The sequence below is a fragment of the Bradyrhizobium sp. USDA 4532 genome (assembly GCF_024171315.1).
GTDB lineage: Bacteria > Pseudomonadota > Alphaproteobacteria > Rhizobiales > Xanthobacteraceae > Bradyrhizobium > Bradyrhizobium australafricanum.
In genome coordinates, this window is sequence record NZ_JALJZN010000001.1 from 3,693,172 (window position 1) to 3,715,019 (window position 21,848).

The 21,848-nt window shown below is 58.8% G+C and carries 10 protein-coding genes and 1 pseudogene; 7 read left to right on the forward strand and 4 right to left on the reverse strand.

The genetic code is table 11. The features are described from left to right. The first annotated feature begins 660 nt into the window (after window positions 1-660). From J2R76_RS17390 to J2R76_RS17400, 3 genes are all read left to right on the forward strand, one after another. Entirely contained in the window at window positions 661-1,287 is a 627-nt protein-coding gene (locus tag J2R76_RS17390; protein ID WP_253624303.1) for a nodulate formation efficiency C protein, read from the forward strand. Window positions 1,288-2,101: 814 nt separating this feature from the next. Continuing rightward, window positions 2,102-2,827, forward strand: coding sequence for a thermonuclease family protein (locus J2R76_RS17395; RefSeq protein WP_253624304.1), 726 nt, complete (start codon window positions 2,102-2,104; stop codon window positions 2,825-2,827). 11 nt (window positions 2,828-2,838) lie between these two features. Continuing rightward, window positions 2,839-3,582, forward strand: a complete 744-nt coding sequence (locus J2R76_RS17400) for a carbonic anhydrase (RefSeq protein WP_253624305.1) — start codon at window positions 2,839-2,841, stop codon at window positions 3,580-3,582. Between the two features lie 524 nt (window positions 3,583-4,106). Here the strand turns inward: J2R76_RS17400 and J2R76_RS17405 are convergent. From J2R76_RS17405 to J2R76_RS17420, 4 genes and pseudogenes are all read right to left on the reverse strand, one after another. Beyond that, entirely contained in the window at window positions 4,107-4,688 is a 582-nt protein-coding gene (locus J2R76_RS17405) for a hypothetical protein (RefSeq protein ID WP_253624306.1), read from the reverse strand. A 733-nt stretch (window positions 4,689-5,421) separates the two neighbouring features. Next, window positions 5,422-6,564, reverse strand: coding sequence for an 8-amino-7-oxononanoate synthase (locus tag J2R76_RS17410; RefSeq protein WP_253624307.1), 1,143 nt, complete (start codon window positions 6,562-6,564; stop codon window positions 5,422-5,424). Between the two features lie 1,436 nt (window positions 6,565-8,000). Further along, window positions 8,001-8,575: pseudogene (locus J2R76_RS17415) on the reverse strand (NYN domain-containing protein). Between the two features lie 930 nt (window positions 8,576-9,505). Then, a complete protein-coding gene (locus tag J2R76_RS17420; RefSeq protein ID WP_253624308.1) occupies window positions 9,506-10,351 on the reverse strand; it encodes a Crp/Fnr family transcriptional regulator in 846 nt (281 codons plus the stop codon). 1,548 nt (window positions 10,352-11,899) lie between these two features. On the opposite strand from J2R76_RS17420, the gene J2R76_RS17425 reads away from it, so the two are divergent. The 4 genes from J2R76_RS17425 (at window position 11,900) to J2R76_RS17440 (ending at window position 21,845) form a co-directional block, all read left to right on the forward strand. After that, window positions 11,900-13,066 (forward strand): acyl-CoA dehydrogenase family protein, encoded by a 1,167-nt coding sequence (locus J2R76_RS17425; RefSeq protein WP_253624309.1) that lies wholly within the window; start codon window positions 11,900-11,902, stop codon window positions 13,064-13,066. Window positions 13,067-13,581: 515 nt separating this feature from the next. Then, window positions 13,582-15,294 carry an MFS transporter gene (locus tag J2R76_RS17430; protein WP_253624310.1) on the forward strand — a complete coding sequence of 571 codons (1,713 nt, stop codon included), beginning with the start codon at window positions 13,582-13,584 and terminating at the stop codon, window positions 15,292-15,294. A gap of 1,223 nt (window positions 15,295-16,517) precedes the next feature. Then, a complete protein-coding gene (locus tag J2R76_RS17435; RefSeq protein ID WP_253624311.1) occupies window positions 16,518-17,636 on the forward strand; it encodes a branched-chain amino acid ABC transporter substrate-binding protein in 1,119 nt (372 codons plus the stop codon). A gap of 2,694 nt (window positions 17,637-20,330) precedes the next feature. Then, window positions 20,331-21,845: an FAD-dependent oxidoreductase gene (locus J2R76_RS17440; protein ID WP_253624312.1), complete on the forward strand. Its 1,515-nt coding sequence runs from the start codon at window positions 20,331-20,333 to the stop codon at window positions 21,843-21,845. The last annotated feature ends 3 nt before the right edge of the window (window positions 21,846-21,848 follow it).

A 21,848-nucleotide genomic window follows, 5' to 3' on the forward strand; every position in this document is an offset into this window, starting at 1 on the left:
AGCGATCGCAGGCGTTCGGGTGACCGCGCCGGACCAGACGGTTCAACAGCACTCCAAAGTGCGCCCCGATTTCTCATCCGTAAATCGGCAGCGGCCTTCGCTTTGGCCTCGAAGATCGGCACGACAAAAGCTGAACAAGCTCGAGCGGATCGGCTGAATGGAAACATAGAAACGAGCGTAGGTCGGAAAGCCGACAAACACTGCACGAATCTGGCGGGATTTGCCGGCTATTTCCTGGCACGAAGAATGCAAGCTCAAGGGTGCCCAGGCTTCTCCTCCTGGGCAGGTCCAGCACAGCAAATTGGGGTTGTGGCTGGCCCACTGAAGTTAGCGGCGCGTGACCCGAGGGGACAGCGCCTGCTCGCGCGGGACATCGGCAGGTGCCCGCGTCACGTTGCCGCTAACTTCTTCCGATCGAGCATAGCATTGAAGGCTGCCGCTTTGACGTGTGGATGAAAAATCGATGGTCCGGCCGTTATGAAGAGAATGTCTGCAAGAGGCGTGCTTTGCCTCTGTCAATCGCTAATTTTCGTTGCTGGGCTTGTTGCGACGGGCAACACTGCGCGAGCCGTCGAAAGCGCGCTCGTCGAACGAGTCAAGTCAACCTGGCGAGCGCGAGACGGTGAGACAATCGAGCACATTGTCTCCAAAGTTTCGAAAGTGGCGCAATTCGTCCCTCGAAACTGGGGAATCGCCGAAAGCGTCGACCACACTGAGTATGTTTACCTTTCCTGGACCAGGCATCAGGATAACAGATCAGACGAACATTACGTTATTACCTGGAAAGTCGGGACCGACGGAAAGATTGAAGTTGCGTCTCCCTATGCAAAGCCTATCGAACTCGGCTGGCGCGCCCTGGCGCTTTCACTCATCGCCAGTGAAGTCACCGACGGCGAAAAAGACGCAAACCTTCGTTTTCTGCATAATCCGGTCAATTTCAACTTTGTCACGACTGCGCAAGGCAAGCTCGGCGATCTGCTCCGGCACGGCCGCTGTCATATCATCGAACCTGTAATCGTGGATTACGTTCGAGCGGCGAATGACAAGCCGACCGAGAAAGAAGACCGGTGGCGCGTTCTGCTGTTGGTGAACTGCAACATACCAGGCCCCCGCTATTTCACCCAAAATGGGGTCATCACCTTCGACAAGCGCGAGGGACACGATTGGGAGCCGCAATCTTTCCTTGCCAAGAAGATTGCGACTTTTCCTCCGGGGTCCTGGTTCCATCACAAAGATCAAAATGAACGGGACGCGTTGGAGGGGGGTGCGAAGGGCATCGAGAACTGATCAGGGTGGCAGCGCTACTCATGAGCGTTGAGCGCCTCGGCCCCACACCAAGATCCATCCGACGGAAACTTTAATTCATCGCTCTGAAATGGCATGCGGATCGCCGCTCGCAACAATGCCGGGACGCCTTGGCACCGCAAGCCCGTAAAGCCGACCGCGTCAGTCCCCACGCCGCCATTATGCCGAGCTTCTTGCTTTCTTCCATTCGAGCATCGAAGGCCAGTTAGGCGTTGTTGGAGTCATTTCGCGCAGCGTTTGTTGCGGATACGGTCGCAGATACAGGCCACCGTGTGAGTCAAGCATGGTGGCTTTGTAGCGTAGGATCAAGCGGGAGGCCGATCTCTTTTGAGCAATCACTCTTATCGTGAGTTGTCCCGACTTCCGCTTGATGAACCTCGCGTAGTCCTGTCGAACGATAACAATCATAGGAGGCCCAGCATCGCCGCTTCTTCCGCCCGGCGGCGAAGCGCCCCGCTTCTTCCGAGCCTTTGGAGAAATGACGTACCAAGAGCCGTATTCCTGGGTCGCGAGTGCAGCGCTGAAACATGCGGGATCTCTTCCTGCAGGAGACATGTCGGGGGGAGAGGGAGGGGCAGCTGGAGATGCCAGAAGCACATCGAAAAAAGCCCCCAAAGAAATCCCTTGAATCTCACCCAGCGTCAGGTCGTAGGCTGAAAATATAAGCAAGCCTCCACAACAGCATCGTCGAACGATGCAGACCCGATGACGTATGTGCAGTCAAGCAGTCGGCTGTGACGACACCGGATCGCTGCGATTTTGTGAGCCGATGAACCATGAGCGAAGGGATATTAGGATGAAGTACCGCGTAATGATGGCAGCATTGCTCGCTATCATCGCGTCTCCTGTTTGCGCGGCGAAACTGAGCGGTGCTCCCCAAATCCTCGACGCCAATACGATAGAGATCGAACGAACGCGAATTCGGCTCTCGGGTATCGAGGCTCCCGAGACTGATCAGATTTGCCTGGATGCTCATGGCCGGAAATGGGCCTGCGGGGTAGCGGCTCGCGACGCCCTTATCAACTACTCGAAAGGACGAATATGGGATTGTCAGACCGCAGGAGTAGACAAGTACGGTAGGTCTCTTGGCAGTTGCTTCATCGAGGGCCAGGACGTGAACGCCTGGATGGTAAGCTCCGGTTGGGCACTGTCATCCGAGCCATCCGCCCATGTTTACGTCATCAATGAGGTGGCTGCGAGCAGCGCCTTTGCCGGCCTGTGGTCGGGGGCATTCATCACCCCCTGGGACTGGCGCCGCCGCAACAAGAGCACGATCATTGTCGGCGCGAGCTCGGTGCCGAACGATGCCCAGGAACTCCTGCTCGGATCCGCTCTGCTATCTGACCCACCCTCGCCCGACTGCCTGATAAAGGGCACCGTCGAACGTAACGGCGAGCGCACGTATCACTCTCCTGGGCAACTCAGTTACGGACAAATCGACATGACGAAGAAACCGGCTGAACGCTGGTTCTGCAGCGAAAACGAGGCCGAAGCCATGGGGTGGCATAGAGCCGCGCGATAGAGGTCCTATCCATGTATGCAGACCGTTCACAGGGCAATCCCCATCCGACCAAGCTCGCGCCTTCGCGCCGCTCGCTGTTGCTGTTCGCTATTTCGGCATTTGTCGTGCCGTTTGGCGGCAACATTGTCGAGGCGAAGCAAGCAGCAGCGCCGCCGAAGCCGGATAATCAGCTCTCGCCCGATGCTGCGTTGAAGCGGCTGATGGAGGGTAACGATCGTTATGTGCAGAGCGTGTCGCGAGGGCGCGATCTGGAACGCGAGCGCCGACTTTTAGTCGATAGTCAGAATCCATATGCGGCGGTTCTGAGCTGCGCCGATTCGCGGGTAGCGCCCGAGCTTGCCTTTGACAGCGGACTTGGCGATTTATTCGTATGCCGCATCGCCGGTAACTTCGTCAATGATGACACGCTAGCTAGCCTGGAGTATGCGGTTGCCGTACTGAACGCGCCGTTGATCCTGGTACTCGGTCACGATCACTGCGGCGCGATAGACGCCACGATCAACTCGCTTGACGAAGGCAAGCCGGCACCGGGACATATGCGCTCCCTCGTCAGCGCGCTCGCGCCTGCCGTGAGAGGGTCGGGCCACCAACCAGGTGATAGCTCCGCCGATGCGATCCGGCAGAACGTGATCGATAACGTCAATAAACTCAAATCCGCCAGCCCGATCCTGAACCCGGCGGTTGAGCAGAAAACACTAAAGATCATCGGCGGTCTATATCGGCTCGAAACCGGCAGGGTCGACGTATTGGGCTGACGCTGGTGCCTTCTCGCGCTCGCCCAGCCGGCATTTGTAGGTCCATCGGGCTGCATCAAGTACACCGGACGTGATCCGCTTCACGATTGTCATAGCTTCGGGATAATGTTTTGCGTGGTCTCCTGATACTGGTCATATTCTTCGTACGTGTGTTGGCAACGCGCGGGTCAGCACCAGGAATCACGATATCGGCCGACGGTGTTCATTATCGCTGTCTACAGCAGCGTTGCGACGGCCACCCGGATTCAGCCGCGGCCATCGCCGCCCGTGGAGAGGCCCTCCTTCGCGTAATTGTTTTGTGGCCTTATGGCGCGTTCGAAGACGATGCCGACGGCGATCTCACGGAACTGGTCCATGCCGACGCTTCGGCGGCTCTCTGAAGCCGCGATCCACCAGGGGCCGATGCTGTCCACTCGCTGGCGGCACGCGGCAGTCGGTTGCTGAGCGATGAACAGTCGACACAGTTGGAACCGAATGACCGCAAGACTGTAGCGGCCGGCTCCGCCGGTTCTATCCCCGGTGTCTCACCCAGCCCGCCTGAGCCTAACGAACCCTCCTTCCATTAATTCTGCATTGTAAGCTCGGCCGTTGAGGGCAATGGTTGTTGTGTTGTTTGGACTAGGCATGAAGCCCGTTTCCTGCAGCTTCTCGAGTAGGGCTGGGGGCGCCCACTGCTCCGGAAGCGGAAAACCTCTACGCGACGTCTCGAAGATGAATGCTCCGAAATCTGGTAGCCCCGCCGGCCCGGCTCCAATATTTTGGTCCTCCGGAGGGTTATGAATGAGACGCACGCCGCTGGAGGGGTCCATCGCGGCCGTATAGCGATGCCCTTTGATTTCATAGGTCATACTCGGCTGGTCGGCGTCAGGCAGGAGACCCAAGTGGTTCAGTCTCTCGACCATTTGCCCCGGGGCGGATTGGGTGCCGTGGGAAAACTTGCGGGGAACGGCGAATGAGACATCGTATGCCGCCTCCTCGGGCACGGCGGACGACGATGGCCCGGGTTCATTGATGATCCGATTAAATAGATCATGATCCTCTTGTGTCCAGGCGTACTCTCCTGGAGACCCTTGGGATCCGCCGCCGTTGATCTCATTGAAATCCATGCAGCTCTCCTTCTGTGCGATCCCTTGCAGATCCGCCCGCCAGTACTGCCACCGGTTCGGTCTAGGCGGCTCGACATCGAGAGAGAAGGTCTAAGATGCTTGGCTTTCGAGAAGCTGACGAGTTTCGGGGAGATTGAGCACACCGGCACGCGCGGCGGTCGTGGATCACAGGAAAGGAGATGTCTCGGGTCCGGGCCTCGAACTTAGGTCGATAAGTCCAAGCGAACGACCTACAATCATCGACTTAGGCCGACATCGAGAAAGGGTCGGGGTGCCATCCTAAACCTTCCTGCAATCCCTCCCGTGGACGAGGGCTCCACTGCGACATGGGTCGATCCGGCGATCGGTCGGCATGCTGTTGGACGCAATGTCGAACGGGTTCAGGAAGCTATACGAGCCGGATCGTCCGACCTTGGCGATCAAGCAGGGCTGAAGATTACATAGAGGAGAATTGCGACGACGATGGCTGTCCAGCCCACCGATGAAAGGAAAAGCGCTACTCGCGTCGGCATGTGTCGATTTCTCATGTATCAGTCAACGAAGAGGGCCGCCAGTGTTGGAAACGCAGCCTCGTCGAATTTGTGTTGAGCTCACGTGCGCCGCACAAAGCGGCACTAATGCGTCAGCACATCGTGATCACCGATCGGAGAGGAGATAATTTGCACGCACCGGTGCATCCCTCGGATATCGCTTACCGATCCGGATATCCGCGTCACGTCATGATTATGCGACGTCACCGTACCTCACCCCAAGTCTCTTCAACCAAGGCATCAATCATATCGGATACATCATCTTGCCCGACATTAAGCGTCAGCGAGATCCGCAACCTTGCCGTTCCCACAGGCACTGTTGGTGGCCGTATGCCGCGGATATCAAAGCCGCGCGCCTGCAGTGCAGCGGCGAGCCGCATCGCGCGGACGTTGTCACCCACGATGTAAGGAACGATCTGTGAGCTCGAACGGATCGGCCGGCCGCACATGGCGAACTGCCGATGCGTAAAATCGACAAGATCGGTCAGGCGTTGCTGTCGATCAGGCTCCTCCTGTAGGATCAAGAGCGCCTCCCGAGCAGCGACGGCCATCAGGGGCGATGGCGCGGTGGCGAAAATGAATGGACGGCACCGATTCACCATGAAGTCGCGCAATACGCCGGAAGCGGTGACAAGCGCGCCCTCCGTTCCCAACGCCTTCCCGCAGGTGTGGACCACCAGGAGATTTTCGCGCCCCTCATAGGGCGCGGTGAGCCCCCGTCCCTGGTCGCCGTAAACACCTGTGGCATGAGCCTCGTCCACGACCAAGAACGCCTCGCAGCGCTCGGCGATTGTAACCAGATCCTTGAGGGGCGCGAAGTCTCCGTCCATACTGTAGAGGCTCTCCACCACGATCCAGACGCGTCCCTTTCCGCCCTTGGCGCGCCAGTCGCCAATCGCATCGTCGACCGACTGGGGATCATTATGGTCGCTTATCCGGAACTGGGCTCGGCCCGCTCGTGCGCCTTCATGAATACTGGCGTGCACGAGCGAATCGAGAATAAGCAGATCGCCCCGCTGCGGCAGCGTTGTCAAAAGAGCGAAATTTGCGATGTAACCGCCGCCGAAGAACAGCGCTGTCTCCGCGCGGAAGAACCGCGCCGCCTCCGCTTCGAGAGCTTCGTGTTCCTTACAATTGCCGCGCAGGAGCCGTGACCCACCAGCACCGATCGGCGTGCCTGCATCGAGCGCCGTGAGCAGAGCCTTCTTCATACGTGGCGCGCTCGCCAGCGCCAGATAGTCGTTCGAAGAAAAATCACTTCCTGCGCGCGACTTCAGTCCGCGCAGCCGATCGTCTTCTTTCAAGGCTTGCAGGGCCGCGACATAGCCATTCAGCGGCGTGTTCATTGATCAACATCCTGCCGCCCCGCCGCAGGGCGCGACCAATCGATTCTTCGTGGCACGGATCAGTGCTTGTATCACCGACATGCGATGGATTCGCAAGCAGATCAAGCCACGCAGGCCGAAGACGCGCCGCGCCTCCACCCCGTCGGTCACGGACTGCCGTCCAGCCAAAACAAGCCTCATGAATAAGCAAGCAGGACGAGCATGCCGACGCGATTCTCGACACGCCCGCCCTTGCTGGTGATGCCGACGCGGCTCACCCTGATGCCAGCGCCACGCGGAGACACCTGCGCTCCTAATTTGTTCCGCACCTAAAGGTCCTCCCGGACGGCCGCTGAGAGAATGAACCAGTTGCATGCGCGGACCATTCTGCCTTCGTGTAGCTATTTGGCAGATTTGGCACCCTCATGCGCGCACAAACTTTGTACAGAACGGACAAGCGCGCACACTCAGCGAGCGTGATCTGATTGCACCAAAAGCGCACGCTCCGTACCCCTAGCGATCGCGACGTCGCACGCGATTTCAGGTGCGCCTCCTTTGCGCGCCTCGCCGCACCTGCACCGGCGTTGTGGCGCGGCCAATCTCACGATGTCATTTGGCCGATTTACAACCAAAGCTCGGGTCAACTATGCTTCGTCACATCGTCTTGGATGCTTTTATCGTCGCTTGTAAGAAAGGATAGACTCTCGCACGTCTAGGACGGCGACTTGATCGCAGAATGACACCAAGGGCGGTACGAGCTCGTCTTGATCTTCGTCATATCCTGCGTCTATCGTCGGCTTCTCACTGTAGCTCAAGTATGCATCACCGTGGCGGAGATCGATTTTTTCCCCGCGGCTTTACGTCGTGAACCACGCTCCCTGGAGATGAGCTCCATCAAAAACGGGTACTCAAAGGCCGGTTTCAAGCGACACGCAGGGACGAATTGCATTTAAACATCGCGCTCAGTGAAGATAATGATGCGATCAAATGCGTATCGCTGGCTCGTTGGCGAAAATCGAGCAGGAACAGGAACATGGTCAGTCATTTCTACCGACTGCTTTACCGATTCCGCATGCGCGCATATACTGAAGCTCTGTTCCTGCGTAGCAGGCACGAGAAGCAGGAAAAGCTCTGGCTGCAGTGCAGCCTGATGCGCCTTGGGAGCGAACTACGGCAATCCGAGCACTGGTCCAGTGCAGCGGGTCGGCCGGTCCAGGACGTGGCCGAAGCTATCGGTAGCTCCATCTGAGGACGCGGCAACTCGGCCTGCAATAGCGCGTTACGGCGGCAACAAGCGGTCCTGATGGCCGTGCATCAACGTGCACAACGGCATGAACTAGCGCGAGAAGCACCGACAGGAGGAAAGTCATCCTGAGATAGTCATGCTGTTGGATGGAGCGGGCGCGCCGCGGGTATCACGGCCACTTGTCATCAACCTGCACCGCATCACGCATGCGCTATTCCGTGTTGGCCGACTCTCGCTTGGCAACACCGGTCGTGAGCCCGAGCCGTTCGGTCGGATCGCGCCCGAGCTTCGGCTTCAGCTGCGCTAGTTCAATAAAATCGTCCGCCTGCCGCCGAAGCTCGTCTGCGATCATCGGCGGCTGGATCGCAGTGGTGGAGATGACGGTGACACTGACGCCGCGACGCTGCACCGCTTCAACCAACGAGCGGAAGTCACCGTCACCAGAGAATAGGACCATCTGATCGATATGCTCCGCGAGTTCCATGGCATCGACTGCAAGCTCGATGTTCGTGTTGCCCTTCGCCTTGCGCTGGCCGCTGGTATCGAGGAATTCCTTGGTTGCCTTGGTGACGACGGTGTAGCCGTTGTATCCAGCCAATCGATGAGCGGCCGGATCGACGAATACTCCAGATCCTCAGCAATCGTCGTGTAATAGAACGCCCGCAGCAGCGAGCCCCGCATCCAATACTCATCGAGCAGGCGCTTGTAGTCGATCTCGAAGCCAAGCGCCTTGGAGGTCGCGTGGAGGTTTGGACCGTCGATAAAGAGGGCAAGCTTTTCCGACATTACTGCTCCAACCTCCAAAATGGATCCGCGGGGCCGCGCAGGCTATCGACTGTCCGTCTGCGAGGTAAACTGGGGCTGGCAGCCAAGGCGTGCCGTGCAATGACCCGGAAAGAGCTTTATGTCGAACTCATGCACCGCGGATCCCCTGTTTCATCCAGTTCATGTCATCGGTTCAAGGATCCAGCGGAGGCCCTTTCGAAGTTCTGTTGCTTGCCTGCGCCAGGCGCACGTGCAAGATCTAGCTTGTCAAGCTGACCGTTCGAAACGCTGAGCGCAGGTGCAGAACTGCAATCGGCGCTGCTTTGTACGAAGGCCGTTGAGCGTAAGGATAAGCGGAACGGAAGTCGCCACCGCAATCAGACCGTACTCGACGGAGGTCGCCCCAGCCCTGGCCGTCCAAAACCGCAGAAAAGCAGATGATCTCATGACAATGTCATTTCTGGCGGCTCCCTCCCCGCTTGGCATTCTAGCCCATAAATTCCGTTCAACTTTCAGCACTTTGCGCTAGGTCACGTGAGGTTATTTCAGATCACTTCACAACATGCGCTTTGATGCGCGCAATATCCTTCTTGCAGCACCGCTATTCGCACTATTCACCTATCGTCCCGCGGTGATCGACAGCAGTTCATGTTTCCGTCTGCATGCCCCGGCAAAGAATACTTTGATTCCCTTCGGCTGCGCTCCGACGAACTCAGTACGCAACGGACGAGCAAACTTCATTTTAGCCCGAGCGTCTCATTAGTGCCCTTCGCCCGAGAGGTGCCATCCCGATTAGGCTTTGACGTCATGACCGAGCCTGGATCCGGCGTCCAGCTCCAGGTGCCGTCGTCGCAAATCGGCGCAGCAACCGGGCATCAGACGTCGCGAAAGCGGCTATTGCCCGGGAAGAAACTAAGCTCCTTGAGCCTAAATCATCCGAGCAGGCCTCGCTCAGACCCTGACTGCTCGACCAAAGAACCCACGCGTCTCAAGACAATGAACCGAAGAGGCATAAGCGCTCGAGACAAGCTTATAGCAACAGCATGCCTTTTGCTCGAGGGACTTGCGATCATCAATCTGCAAAACGCCGCGCACCTTGCGAATCAGCCCGTTTCCCTCGAATCGGACGAGCGTCTCCGTGACCGCGGCAAGGCGCAATCCTAAGCCGTCGGAAAGGCAATGATCGGTAATGGGCAGCATAGGGGCGTCAACAGCATCGCTTGCCAAACAGAGCCAGGAGGCGAGTCGCTGTTCGCGATCGTGCCGAACTCCGCACAATGCTGTCTGAACGCACTGAAACGTCATAGCTTGGATGTAACCAACGAGATGCTCTCGGATCTCAGGGCGTTCCTTTATCACTCGACGCAAATCCTCGATACGGGTCCGGTGCGCGTTTCCCGCAAAGAGCACGACCGATTGACGCGTCGAAAGACGCCCTCCCCACAAGAACGCGGCGCCGAGCACGCCCCGATATCCTACGACTGCCGTTTCAAGCATGCTACCCGCCGTGAGAATTCTCAGCGAAGCGAGACCCGACTCTATGAAGTAGACGTGCTCGACATGCTTATTCGGTTCATGCAGAGTCATACCTTTTCTCAAGGTGATCGGCTCAAGGATCTCCCCTATTGCCGCAAGGTCTTGCAAAGAAAGTCGCCCCAGAATCGCATTTTTGATCAAGGCCGCTCCTTGGGCCGCACCAAGAGAGGACGAAGCATTGGCAGCGTGCTGAACGCCCTTGTGAGCTACACTTTCGGAGCAGTCCAGCGCATCGACAACGGCGGGCACGTGGTCGGCCATGGTCCCCTTTTCTAGCGTGCTTTTTGTGCTCCGCGCGGTAAGAGGCCCCGCCCCCACCCACTAGGGAGACGAGGGCGGAGCCCGCCCCCCTTGCCCTGAAGCGGTAAGCCACGCTGTGCCATAGATTCACGGGAGTTCTGGTCTCCCGCGCGTTTTACGCCGTCGCGTAAGATAATTTCAGCCAGCCACACCACCAGGCTTTGAGACGCGCATTCTCTTGCTTTGCAACGTTCCAGCTCGCACTGCTCGTCTGTCATTGCCGAAGCTTCATAGAGAACTTTTTGTCATCGTTCAGTCATATTCATGTAGACCACACGTAGTTGAGAATGCTCCGACTAATGCCGTACGTGAGGTACAAACGATCCAGCTCCTCGACAAAGCGTGTCACCTCGGCCTCAGATTTGATCGTTTCGTACGAACGCAAAAAGAGATCTCAGGGCGGTTTCCTTTGGGTATGTCCGACGTAGAATATCGCCTCGTCCAAGACCTGCGTTGCGGCGGCTATATGAGCAGCGACAGTTCGCTGAAGATAGAGCCGCCGGCGGCCGCGAAAGGTTGACTCACGCCAAGAATCTGCGCGAGTCCCTTGCGTTCGCTGCGACAGACTACGAACAGGCGGATCACTTGCCGGGCAGACCTCCAAATTCTTCGGAGGCTGCTGGAAGCTCTCGGTAGTCGCTTGCATGAGCTGAGGACTCTCGTAGCACCTTTAGGCGGCGACTTGTGCGATGGCAGCGCCGGAAGCCGCCGTCGCATTCTACAATGCACCTTGCATCTGCTGTCCGCTTCTAATCAACAGCTCAAGCGGCGCGGACGAGCCTCGCTAAACTTCGATACAAGTACAGAACTGTGCCGGCGCTGCCGTGAACCTTGGCTGCGACCAGCGATACGTCATGTTCCCAGCTACGATTAACGGCAAATAGCTGAGGCCGGCTATCCGGCCTATTTCAGCTCGCTCGCCTCGCGCCATGTCCGCTTGATGACATCGTGACTGGAACCAGACACAGAGCTCGCACGCATCCTGTTGACGCAACTCGTGCCAGGCGATCTCGCCCCGTGCAAACCAGCTGGCGGACCATGTTTGATGGCACGTCGATTGCTGGGGAAACGGTAAGGGATCCGCGGGCTAGAGCGCGCCAAGTCAGGAATTGACGACGTGGGCTGAAGTGGCCTGCCACCATGTGTGAAAAATCGCCAGCTTGAGAAGACAGGACAAGACATGCGCTGTCACCCCTCGCAGTCATCGTGCAGCCGAGTTGGATGGATCTCGCCGCCGCCTATGGTCTGATTTGCCGGTTCAGCCTCAATACAACGCCGAGCCACATCTTGGCCAGCTTTTCCCGGCCCTCAAGGCCCGTTTCTTTGGCCCGATCCGTTCGGGATGTGATTTAGAGAGGAGACCGCCTGCAATCCGATCACAATCGATATCAACGCAATCGACGATCTTCTCCGACTGGAATCAATCCGGCCGGGCCTCCGCCATGCGTGCACAATCCACATCAATCATGCCGCTGCGCCGCTGGGCGTCTCAAGACACCGAGGACAAATATGAACACTCCGCCAGAGATGATCGCGCCAGAAACCGACGTTACGGCAGCGACACGGGATAATCTGTTGCCGCTGCTGGCCGATATCCGCGCGCGTCGGAACGAATTCACCCGCGCGCAGAAGCTTCCAGACGACATCATCGACGCTTTCAAGCGCGCCGGCGTCTATCGGGCCATGGCCGCCAAGCGCTTCGGCGGCGAAGAGCGAACGCCGGCCGATTTTTGCCGCCTGATCGAGCGCATTTCCGAAGCGGACGGATCGGCAGGCTGGGTCGCCAGCTTCGGTGACGGGGCTTGCTATCTATCCGCTCTTCCAGACGACACGCTTTGCGAAGTATACGCAAATGGACCTGACGTGGTGTACGCCGGTGCGGTCTTCCCGCTCCAGACCGCTAAGCGAAGCGCCGACGGGTTTGTCGTGAACGGCGTGTGGCCATTCGCCAGCGGCTCACCGGGGGCGGAGCTGATAGGCGTTGGGATCACTGTGGCAGATGATCCAACAGGTGGTCTTGCACGTGTAGCCGTGATGCCGGCCGAGAAGGTGACAATCCGTCCCAATTGGGACGTCATCGGCCTGCAGGGCACCGGCAGCCATGACGTCGTTGTCGACGATGTCATTGTGCCGGAGAAGTGGACCCTGATCCGCGGCGGTCCGCCGACACTCGACGGGCCGATCTACCGTTACCCGTCAGTGGCTTTCGCTGCGCAGGCGCATGCGATTGTCGGCATCGGTATTGCGCGCTCCGCGCTAGACGAGGTGATCGCCATGGCCCGAAGCCGCGCCTCGATCACTGGAGCGCCCGTGATGGCAGAGCGCGGCTATATCCAACTGGAGGTGGCCAGAGCCGAAGCCATGCTGCGTTCCGCCCGCTCTTTCTTCTATGAAGCAACCGAGGAGCTATGGAAGGAAGCGTTGGAGGGCACGGTCCGGCCGAACACGACGACGCTGATGCGGCTCGCCGCGACCAATGCCGCCCGACAAAGCGCTGAGGTCTGCAAGGTCGCGAGCGGTCTCGCCGGAACTGGCTCGCTCTATACGACGAGCAACCTGGCGCGCGCGATGTGCGACAGCTTCGTGGTTGCCCAGCACGCCGCTTTAAACGAAGGCACTCTTCAGAGCGCCGGCCGCCTCTTGCTCGGAAGTCCAGCGCCGCCGGGCTTTCCATGAAGTCGTTCAACCACGGCAACTCCGCACGGCCCGCAGCAACGGAGCGTCCGACCTGCGTCATGATGCCGGAACGCACAGCGTCGATCCCGCGCGATCGTGCGCAGTCTAGCCGCCTCTGCACTTGGCCACTGCTATACAGATCGAATTGGATTAAAGCGCCCATGCGAGCGAGCAGTGAAGGAGCGCTTCACCGTATCTCGCGACGAATGATTCCGCACTCGTGGACTTCGCCAATCTGTCCGTTACGTACAAAGTTTGCGCGCAAGACATGTATCGGCAATGCAAGCGACGCACTGGAGCGAATAGGCACGAGGCGGATCTCACTCATCCGATCTACAGCGCCAGGTAAGCCAGGAATGCGTGCTTACTGAAATGGAGAGATCGGAAAACGAGCCGAACACCGCCATGCGATCGGCGCCTCGTTCACGACTAAGCCAATGTGACGCGATATCGCGCCAGGAACATCCTTGTGATCTGCATTAGAATCAAATCATGGTAGATCATCACGATCTGACATGACCGATTCAACCACAGTCCAGTCGCGTAGCGCCGAACGCATCACGGCGCCTCTGCGGCACGCGACGTTTCGCCGTATCTGGCTTGCGAGCCTCCTGTCCAATATCGGCAGCTTGATTCAAGGTGTCGGTGCAGCCTGGGCGATGACGCAGATGACGTCCTCGGCTGACAAAGTCGCGTTGGTGCAGACCGCGCTATTGCTGCCAGTGATGCTGATTTCGATGCCAGCCGGCGCGATCGCCGATATGTACGATCGCCGCATCGTGGCGCTGGTTTCGCTTGGCATCGCGCTTGCCGGCGCAACCGGCCTGACTGTGGCCGCCTGGCTTGGTTTGGCCACACCGAATGTCTTGCTCGTACTCTGCTTCGTGGTCGGCACCGGGATGGCCCTTATGGGACCGGCGTGGCAATCGTCCGTAAGCGAACAAGTGCCGTTGGAAGCGCAGCTGCCTGCGGCCATTGCGCTGAATGGCATCAGCTACAATATCGCACGGAGCGTCGGCCCGGCAATTGGCGGCGTGGTGGTAGCTAGCGCCGGTGCAGTGGCCGCATTCGCGCTCAACACGCTGCTCTATCTGCCGCTGATGGTCGCGTTGTTCCTTTGGAAGCGCGTCAGCGCCCCCTCACGCTTGCCGCCTGAAAGATTGAGCCGCGCAATGGTGTCTGGCGTGCGCTACATCAGCAATTCGCCATCTATCAAAGTTGTATTGCTTCGCACCCTTATAACCGGCGTCGGAGGCGGCGCGATTACTGCGCTGATGCCTCTGGTGGTGCGGGATGTGTTGCATGGCGACGCCCAGACCTACGGCATCATGCTCGGCGCCTTCGGCCTGGGTGCCGTGGTCGGCGCGCTGAACATCGCCGAGATCCGCAAACGAATGAGCGGCGAGGCCGCGATCCGCGCGTGCGCGTTGTCCATGGGCGCGGCGATGGCCGCGGTCGCGCTCAGCCGCCAACCGGTGTTGACCGCGGCGGCACTGGTCCTGGCTGGAGCCGTGTGGATGATGACATGGGCGGTGTTCAACATCGGGGTGCAGCTGTCGGCACCGCGCTGGGTGACCGGACGCTCGCTTGCAGCCTATCAAGCGGCGAGTTCAGGCGGGATCGCCGTCGGCAGCTGGGGTTGGGGCCATCTGACCGACGCGGCCGGCGTTGAAATTGCGTTGCTGGTGTCGGCCGCCCTGATGCTCGCCTCACCACTTATCGGCCGTTGGCTACCTATGCCCCGTGTCGGCGCGCGCGGCGAAGAGCCTGAGCTGCTCGCCGATCCCGAAATACGGCTCGCGTTGACCGACCGAAGCGGGCCGCTCGTCGTCGAGATCGAATACCGAATTGCACAAGAGAACGCCCGCGCTTTTCACAATATCATGCAGGACGTGCAATTGTCGCGCCAGCGCAATGGCGCCTATGGCTGGTCGATCGCGCGCGACATCGCCGATCCCGAATTGTGGACCGAACGCTATCACTTTCCGACCTGGTTCGATTATTTGCGCTGGCGCAACCGCCCGACCCAGTCGGAACGTGCCCTGGAGCGGCGGGCCATTCACTTCCACATCGGTCCTGCGCCGGTACGTGTTCGCCGCATGCTGGAGAGGCCATTCGGCTCGGTACGCTGGAAGGACGACACGCCCGAGGGTGCGAGCGCGGAAATGCGGCCGGAGATGGCAAGCGCGGCAAACGCACGTAGCCGGGCGCTTCGGCCGACCAAGTAACCCGGTTTTCCGAAGCCCGGAACCTTCGCGGACGGACGTGCTCGAATATGCAGAAGGTCGAGTTCCGGGCAGGCTGCACGGCTAGTTCAACGTGCGAGCAGCCCGCCAGCGCCTGACCAAGGCCAGCTCGCCGGCCGTGTCACCCGAGCACTGATGCACTTCTGACAGGCTTCGAACTCGATCCGCTCTTGCTACGCTGCGCTTCAACGAGTTGCGGCGCAATAACGCTGCAAAGATGCACCATCACGCAGAGAAAGCAGGAATAGTGCAATCAGAATCGCCAAGAATTCAGCTTAGCGAACTGCCACCCTGTGCTTCGTTATAGGTCCAATCGAGGGCGATTCATGCGCAATCATGACCTTGTCTCGGGTAGTCTCCTCGCGCTGACCGCAACCAGCTTCGCGCTCCTCTGCTCAAGCCTGCTCGTCTTTGCCTTCATTTGAAACGAGCGCCGGTTGCCTTGTCGCCTTGTGAATGCCGGCCTCGCCATCAAGTATCAAGAGTTCAACGACCTGTAAGGACGACAAGGATTTCTGACCTCGTCGCGGGCTCGGCTGACGCCGAGAGCCTTCGTGCCAGCCTAGCCAGGACAGCGAAAACAACGCTGCAGTCAGTTCCGTCTGCCACCGTCGATGTCGGTAAGGCATGTGGACCGTCTTTCGAATGGCGGACGATGTGAACGATCGCCTCATCTCTCTCCCGTCCAGACCGCTTACCTCTCACGTACGCATTCCTGACGCGACGAGCTCTGTACGTTGCGGACTGAGCTATTACTTTCCTGGCTGCACGTTTCCGCTAGTGTTCGTCCAACGTAGCGCCGCGCGTTGAACGAGCGGCGGGCGATATGAGATGGGCAACGCGTTGCGAGAATGAGACGGGACGAACGTTCGTACGTTAATATTGCTCGTTGATATAGCTCTACCCTTGCGTACGCGCCCCGGCTCCTCCTCACTCTGCTGGAACGGCATCGGAAAATGTCCTTTGTACTGCTTTCGGACGATGAGCTGCCTGCCGATAGTTCACCGTTTTATAGGGTTCGGCGTGACGGACTGCTTCTCCACCGGCTCAAGGTGGGCTGCTCCTCCATCATGGCAGTGCACTCGAAGGGGTTCGATGCGCGACCATGACTTTATCTCCGGCTGCTTTTAGGCGCTGGCCGTCGCCCGGATCGCTTTGCTTTGCTCGACTTACTCGCCGCTGTATTTACCTTGTGAGGACCATCCATGACATCACTCAAGCTGATCGGCTTTGCGTTTGGAGCACTGATTGCGCTGTCCACCGCGGCACTGGCAGAGGACATCACCATCGCCGTCGCTGGACCGATAACTGGGGGCGAGTCCGCCTTCGGGCGGCAGATGAAGAACGGCGCCGAGATGGCGGTGGAGCAGATCAACGCTTCCGGCGGCGCACTCGGCAAGAGGCTCGCCCTCGACATTGAGGACGATGCCTGCGATCCTAAGCAGGCGCGATCGGTCGCGGAGAAGATCGCTGCCGCCAAGACCCCATTCGTTGCCGGGCACTTTTGCTCTTCGTCGTCGATCCCGGCTTCAGAAGCCTATGCGGACGGCAACGTACTGCAGATCACGCCCGCCTCGACCAACCCCCTGTTCACCGAGCGCAAGCTATGGAACGTGGCGCGCGTCTGCGGCCGCGACGACCAGCAGGGCCAGGTTGCTGCCGACTATATCGCCAAGCATTTCAAGGGCAAGAACATCGGCATTCTCAACGACAAGACCACCTATGGCAAGGGGCTTGCCGACGAGACGAAGAGGGCCCTCAACAAGGCCGGCGTCATCGAGAAGATTTACGAGTCCTATAATAAGGGCGACAAGGATTTCAATGCGATTGTCTCGCGTCTAAAGCGGGACAATATCGACCTCGTCTATGTCGGCGGCTATCACCAGGAAGCAGGTCTCATCCTGCGCCAGATGCGTGATCAGGGCCTGAAGACCGTACTGATGTCGGGTGACGCCTTGGCTGACAAGGAATTTGCCTCGATCACCGGCGCAGCTGGAGCGGGTACGCTCTTCACTTTCGGGCCAGACCCACGCAAGAAGCCGGTGGCGGCTGCCATCGTCAGTAAGTTCAGAGCCAGGAACATCGATCCCGAAGGGTACACCCTCTACACCTACGCTGCGGTTCAGGTCTGGACCCAGGCCGCAACCAAGGCCGGCACCACAGATCCGAGGAAGGTGATGGACGTGATCAAGGCGGGCTCCTGGGACACGGTGATTGGCAAGCTGGAATACGACGCCAAGGGTGACATCAAGCAGCTCGACTACGTCGTTTACAGGTGGGATGACAAGGCCGGCTACAGCGAGACCAACCCGAGCGCGTTTTGACGCATCTTAGGCCGACGCATCAAAGCTACGTGTCTCCCGGAGCGGTGATCAATGCCGATCGATCGATTACTCCAGGGCAGTAAACTACGGCCGGAAGAAATTGAATGTCTGAGCTTGGCCTATGCACAGACACTGCATTCGCTTTGCTTGGTTGATCGAGACGACCCTATCGCTGAAATCGTCGCGAAGAAGGTCATCGCGATCGGCGCAAGTGGGGTTAGCGATCCAGCAGAGATATCAAAGCTAGCTGTGGAGCAGCTTCGTATCCATAGATCGCTATCCGCATAAAGCGACCACCGCGTGCATACGCCGATCGTTGACCTTTACCCGATCGATGCACGGCCCGCTCTCCAGGCTCAGCGCCTCCACCGGGTTGGAGGCAATGGAGCTTGTTAGACCTGCCTAACGCAGATCTATGAGGGATCGACAAGATGAAAGGGCTGATCGAGAGCCTGCAGACTCACATCCGTGCGATACGTATCACTGATGTTTATCGATCCACGAAGCGGTTCGACCGGAAATTACGCGGCCCCGCCCCATGAAGAACAAGGGCGGGGCCGCTCCCCTCCCCCAGGGGGACGCCGCGCGGCGGATCATAATGGCTTTGTCTAACGTCCATCATCTGCGGATTAACCATTCGGTATACGGACGAGCGCGTCAGTCGGATTGCGGCTTTCGGCCCTCTGCATTCTGCGTGACATTGCGCAAGACGAGTTCAGAAAGCTGCACGACTAGCTGTTTGAGACGCGCGATCTCCTGTCTGCAGCGCACCAACTCACGCTCTTCATCTGTCGTTGTCGACTCATAGCGGCTCCCAACCGCATGATGCATTTGACCCTCTATCCGACCAATAGCCGCGAACGACAGTTCAAGCACACTCTATTGCCCTGTAATTTTACGGGCACATCGGCCTTTGTACGCCACTAAACATTGTACGCAGCGATCCAACTGTCTCGTCGGCCCTGGCAATGTGTTATCCGCGCCACAGATTGGACCGCTTCGTACTAAACTCACTGGCATGACCGGCAAGGACGTCGAGTTTTGTTCTCTTGGAGCCGGAACGACTCAGCAGGAACGGCGATCGCCTCGTCAGCCTGGGATAGGTTTCGGGTAGGCACGACCGAGCGCCGGTTGTAATTGGCTTTGAGGCGAATGCATTGTTCGTGGGCGAAATCCAGGGCAATTCGCCCACCCGGCCAGCGCCCCGCCGCGATCTCGCCGCAGCGAACGGCTGTCGCCGATCGGATTTCGGGGAAGGCCAGCAAGCTTCAGAAAATCCGCATCGTCAACCGCTGAAGAACCCGCGGCTACAGGAGAGCGATTTCCGTGTTGCCAGCACAGCTCTGGCGCTTGGCTGGGATGGGCCCGCCGAATAAGCCGTGCCCCGCAACTCCCCGGTAAGGATGCTCAGATCGGGCTCCAGGTCTGTCGTGCCCGGACCAATCTGCCGGTATTGGTAGAATGATCATCGCGCATTTGAGATCGTCGACGCCGACCGTGTCATTCGGCTGGCTAACAAGACACTCAAATGGTGCGCTGAAGATTCCCGGCCGCCAATCAGAAAGCACGTCAGCTTCTGGAAAGGCCAACAGGCATGAGCTCACATGGAAAACATGCGCGCAACGACGCCTCGATCGCGGTGCGGTGCACGACCATCAAAAAAAAGCGGATGCAACACGTGAGTCTACCCCTCTCGGAGCACTTAGCTGCTTGTGAAAGACGGTCAGCTTGAAATTGTATGCGGATCAGCTCAAAGAGCTTGATTCGCACGCGGCGTCACGTTGTACCATCTCAGAGCAGCTAACGAGGATACCCGAGCTGCCACGATGAGACGATGACGCCGATGCGGTCGGATGTGTACAGCAGAGTGCAATGCCACTGTTCCAATCATCGTCTATGAGATTACGCAAAGGAGGACAATTCACACCAGATTTGTCAGACATGATCCTTTCGCTGTTTGAATTTGCGGTGAAAGCCTTGCCGCAAATACCGCCGACAGTCCTCCCTCTGTCGACGGAAGTTGGCGCGATGCTTAGCAGCCTCGCTCCCCCAGACTGACTCACGCCCGGCCATCGATCAGGCCGGGCCTTTTTTTGCCGTCTATGGAGGGCGCAGCTTGAGTCGCTCCAGCCGTCGTCTGATGATTGCGGAGAGTTGTGAAAGAAAATGCATTGCTGGTGGGTCCATCATCACACGGACCGGCTGAGTTTCCCGCGATCAAACCGCGCACAATTCGCACAATGATATATGAGAGTAGTGACCGATCGACGCATTCCAGCGGGTGCGACCTTAAAAGCCCCCCGCATGGCGCCTCGAAGCGGAACTTGCGAGCGCCTTCTCGATCACGAAAATATATGTTTGGTGCTCACAACAGGAGCACAGGTGGGTGAATTTGCTTTGAGAGCTCTTAGATCTATCAAAAATTGCGTTCGGAAGAAGCCGCTTGCTCATATTCATGCGGTTGCTGCCTCGAAGGGCTTGAATCGCACGCGGCGTCATATTGTACGATCTCACGGCGATGATCCTTGCAGATGATCCTTGCAGATGAGCGAGGCCAAACCGGATAATCCGAGGCGATCGTATGGATCAGCCGCGCGTTCAGCACTCGCGATGAGACTTGTTTGATGGCACCTGCTCTCTAATGAATACGGCGCTATTGTGCATCGGCGATATTTGTTGCCAGAAGATGGGAAAATGATGGCCGATATTGTTGATGTATGCGTAATCGGGAGTGGCGCCAGCGGCTCGACGGTCGCTCACGAGATTGCGCAACGCGGATTGCGAGTACTGCTTCTCGAGGAAGGTCGAAGACTTCCTCCCGGCGCTTCGCTGGCGAGCGTCCAAAATGGGATGGATAGCGCGCTGGTGCAGTCTGCGGCAGGGACGTTGACGCCGTTCGGGCGTCCGTGGACCGTCTGCGCGCTCGGCGGCGGAATGACTTTGTATGCCGGAATAGCCTTCCGCTGTCGCGCCATCGATTTTGACGCACGAGCGCATGTGGCCGGGGACGCGCTCGACCCGAGCTGGCCGATTGACTACACCGAACTACGCCCATTCTATGATGAGCTGGAACGGCACGTCGGAGTCGCCCGCTTGGCCGGAGCGGACCCGCTCGAGCCGCCGAGCGATCCCCCCGTTCTGCCACCGCACCAGTACAGCGTGCAGGGCCAGTTGATTGCCGATGCCGGGGCACGCCTGGGCCGGCTGCCGTTCCCCACTCCATTGGCAATCAACTCGATGCCGTATCGCGGCCGGCCAGCCTGTGGCTGCGAGGGACCATGCAACGAACATCTGTGCCCGAGCGGCGCGAGGGCCGACGCACGCTCGCCGTTCACGGGTATCGCCCTGCCGCCGGACGCGCTGACGGTTGCGCCCGGCAGCAAGGCCGTCCGCATCGATCTCGGCAACGCCAGTCGAGCCGATTCGGTGGAATGGATGGATACGCTCAACCGACAACGCGCTCGGGTCCGCGCCCGCTGCGTGGTACTCGCGGGCAACGCGGTGCAGTCTGCCGCCCTGCTCCTACGGTCGACGCAACAGGCAGCGCCCAACGGCATCGGCAACGCATCTGGCATGGTAGGCAGTGGCATCTCCTTTAAGATCAGCGGCTACGTGTCCGGTAGGACCACGATAAATCCGCCGATCACGCCCCAGCTTGGCCGCCCCTTCTCCACTGTCGCGGTGTCCGATCACTACCTGGACGACGAGGCGCCTTCGGGGCTTGGCGGAATGATCTACGAAGCAAGTCCGCCTGAACGCACGGATTCCGACGGAGAGATAAGGCTACGGCTGCATTTTTTGGCGGGCGATCAGCCCATGCGCAACAATGCGGTCCGGCGGGCCACCAGCCGGGACGGGCTGGGTTTGCCCAAGATCATTCTCGATTATCGGACCCATCCCCTCGACAAGCGCCGACTAGGTTACTTGTCCCGACATGCGTCGAACTTGCTGGCCGAGGCTGGGGTAAAACAAGTCGATTATCAAGATTCCAACTATCAGTTCGGCAGCGGCCACCTGCATGGCGGCTGTCGGGCGGGACTCGATCCGACACAATCGGTGGTTGACCGATGGGGTCGCGTGCATGACATCGACAATCTCTATGTCGCGGATGGCGGCTTCTTCCCCTATGCCGGGGGCGTCAACCCGACCTTCACCATTCAGGCGAACGCGCTGCGGATCGCTCGAAGAATAGTCACGCAACTGGCGTAAAGA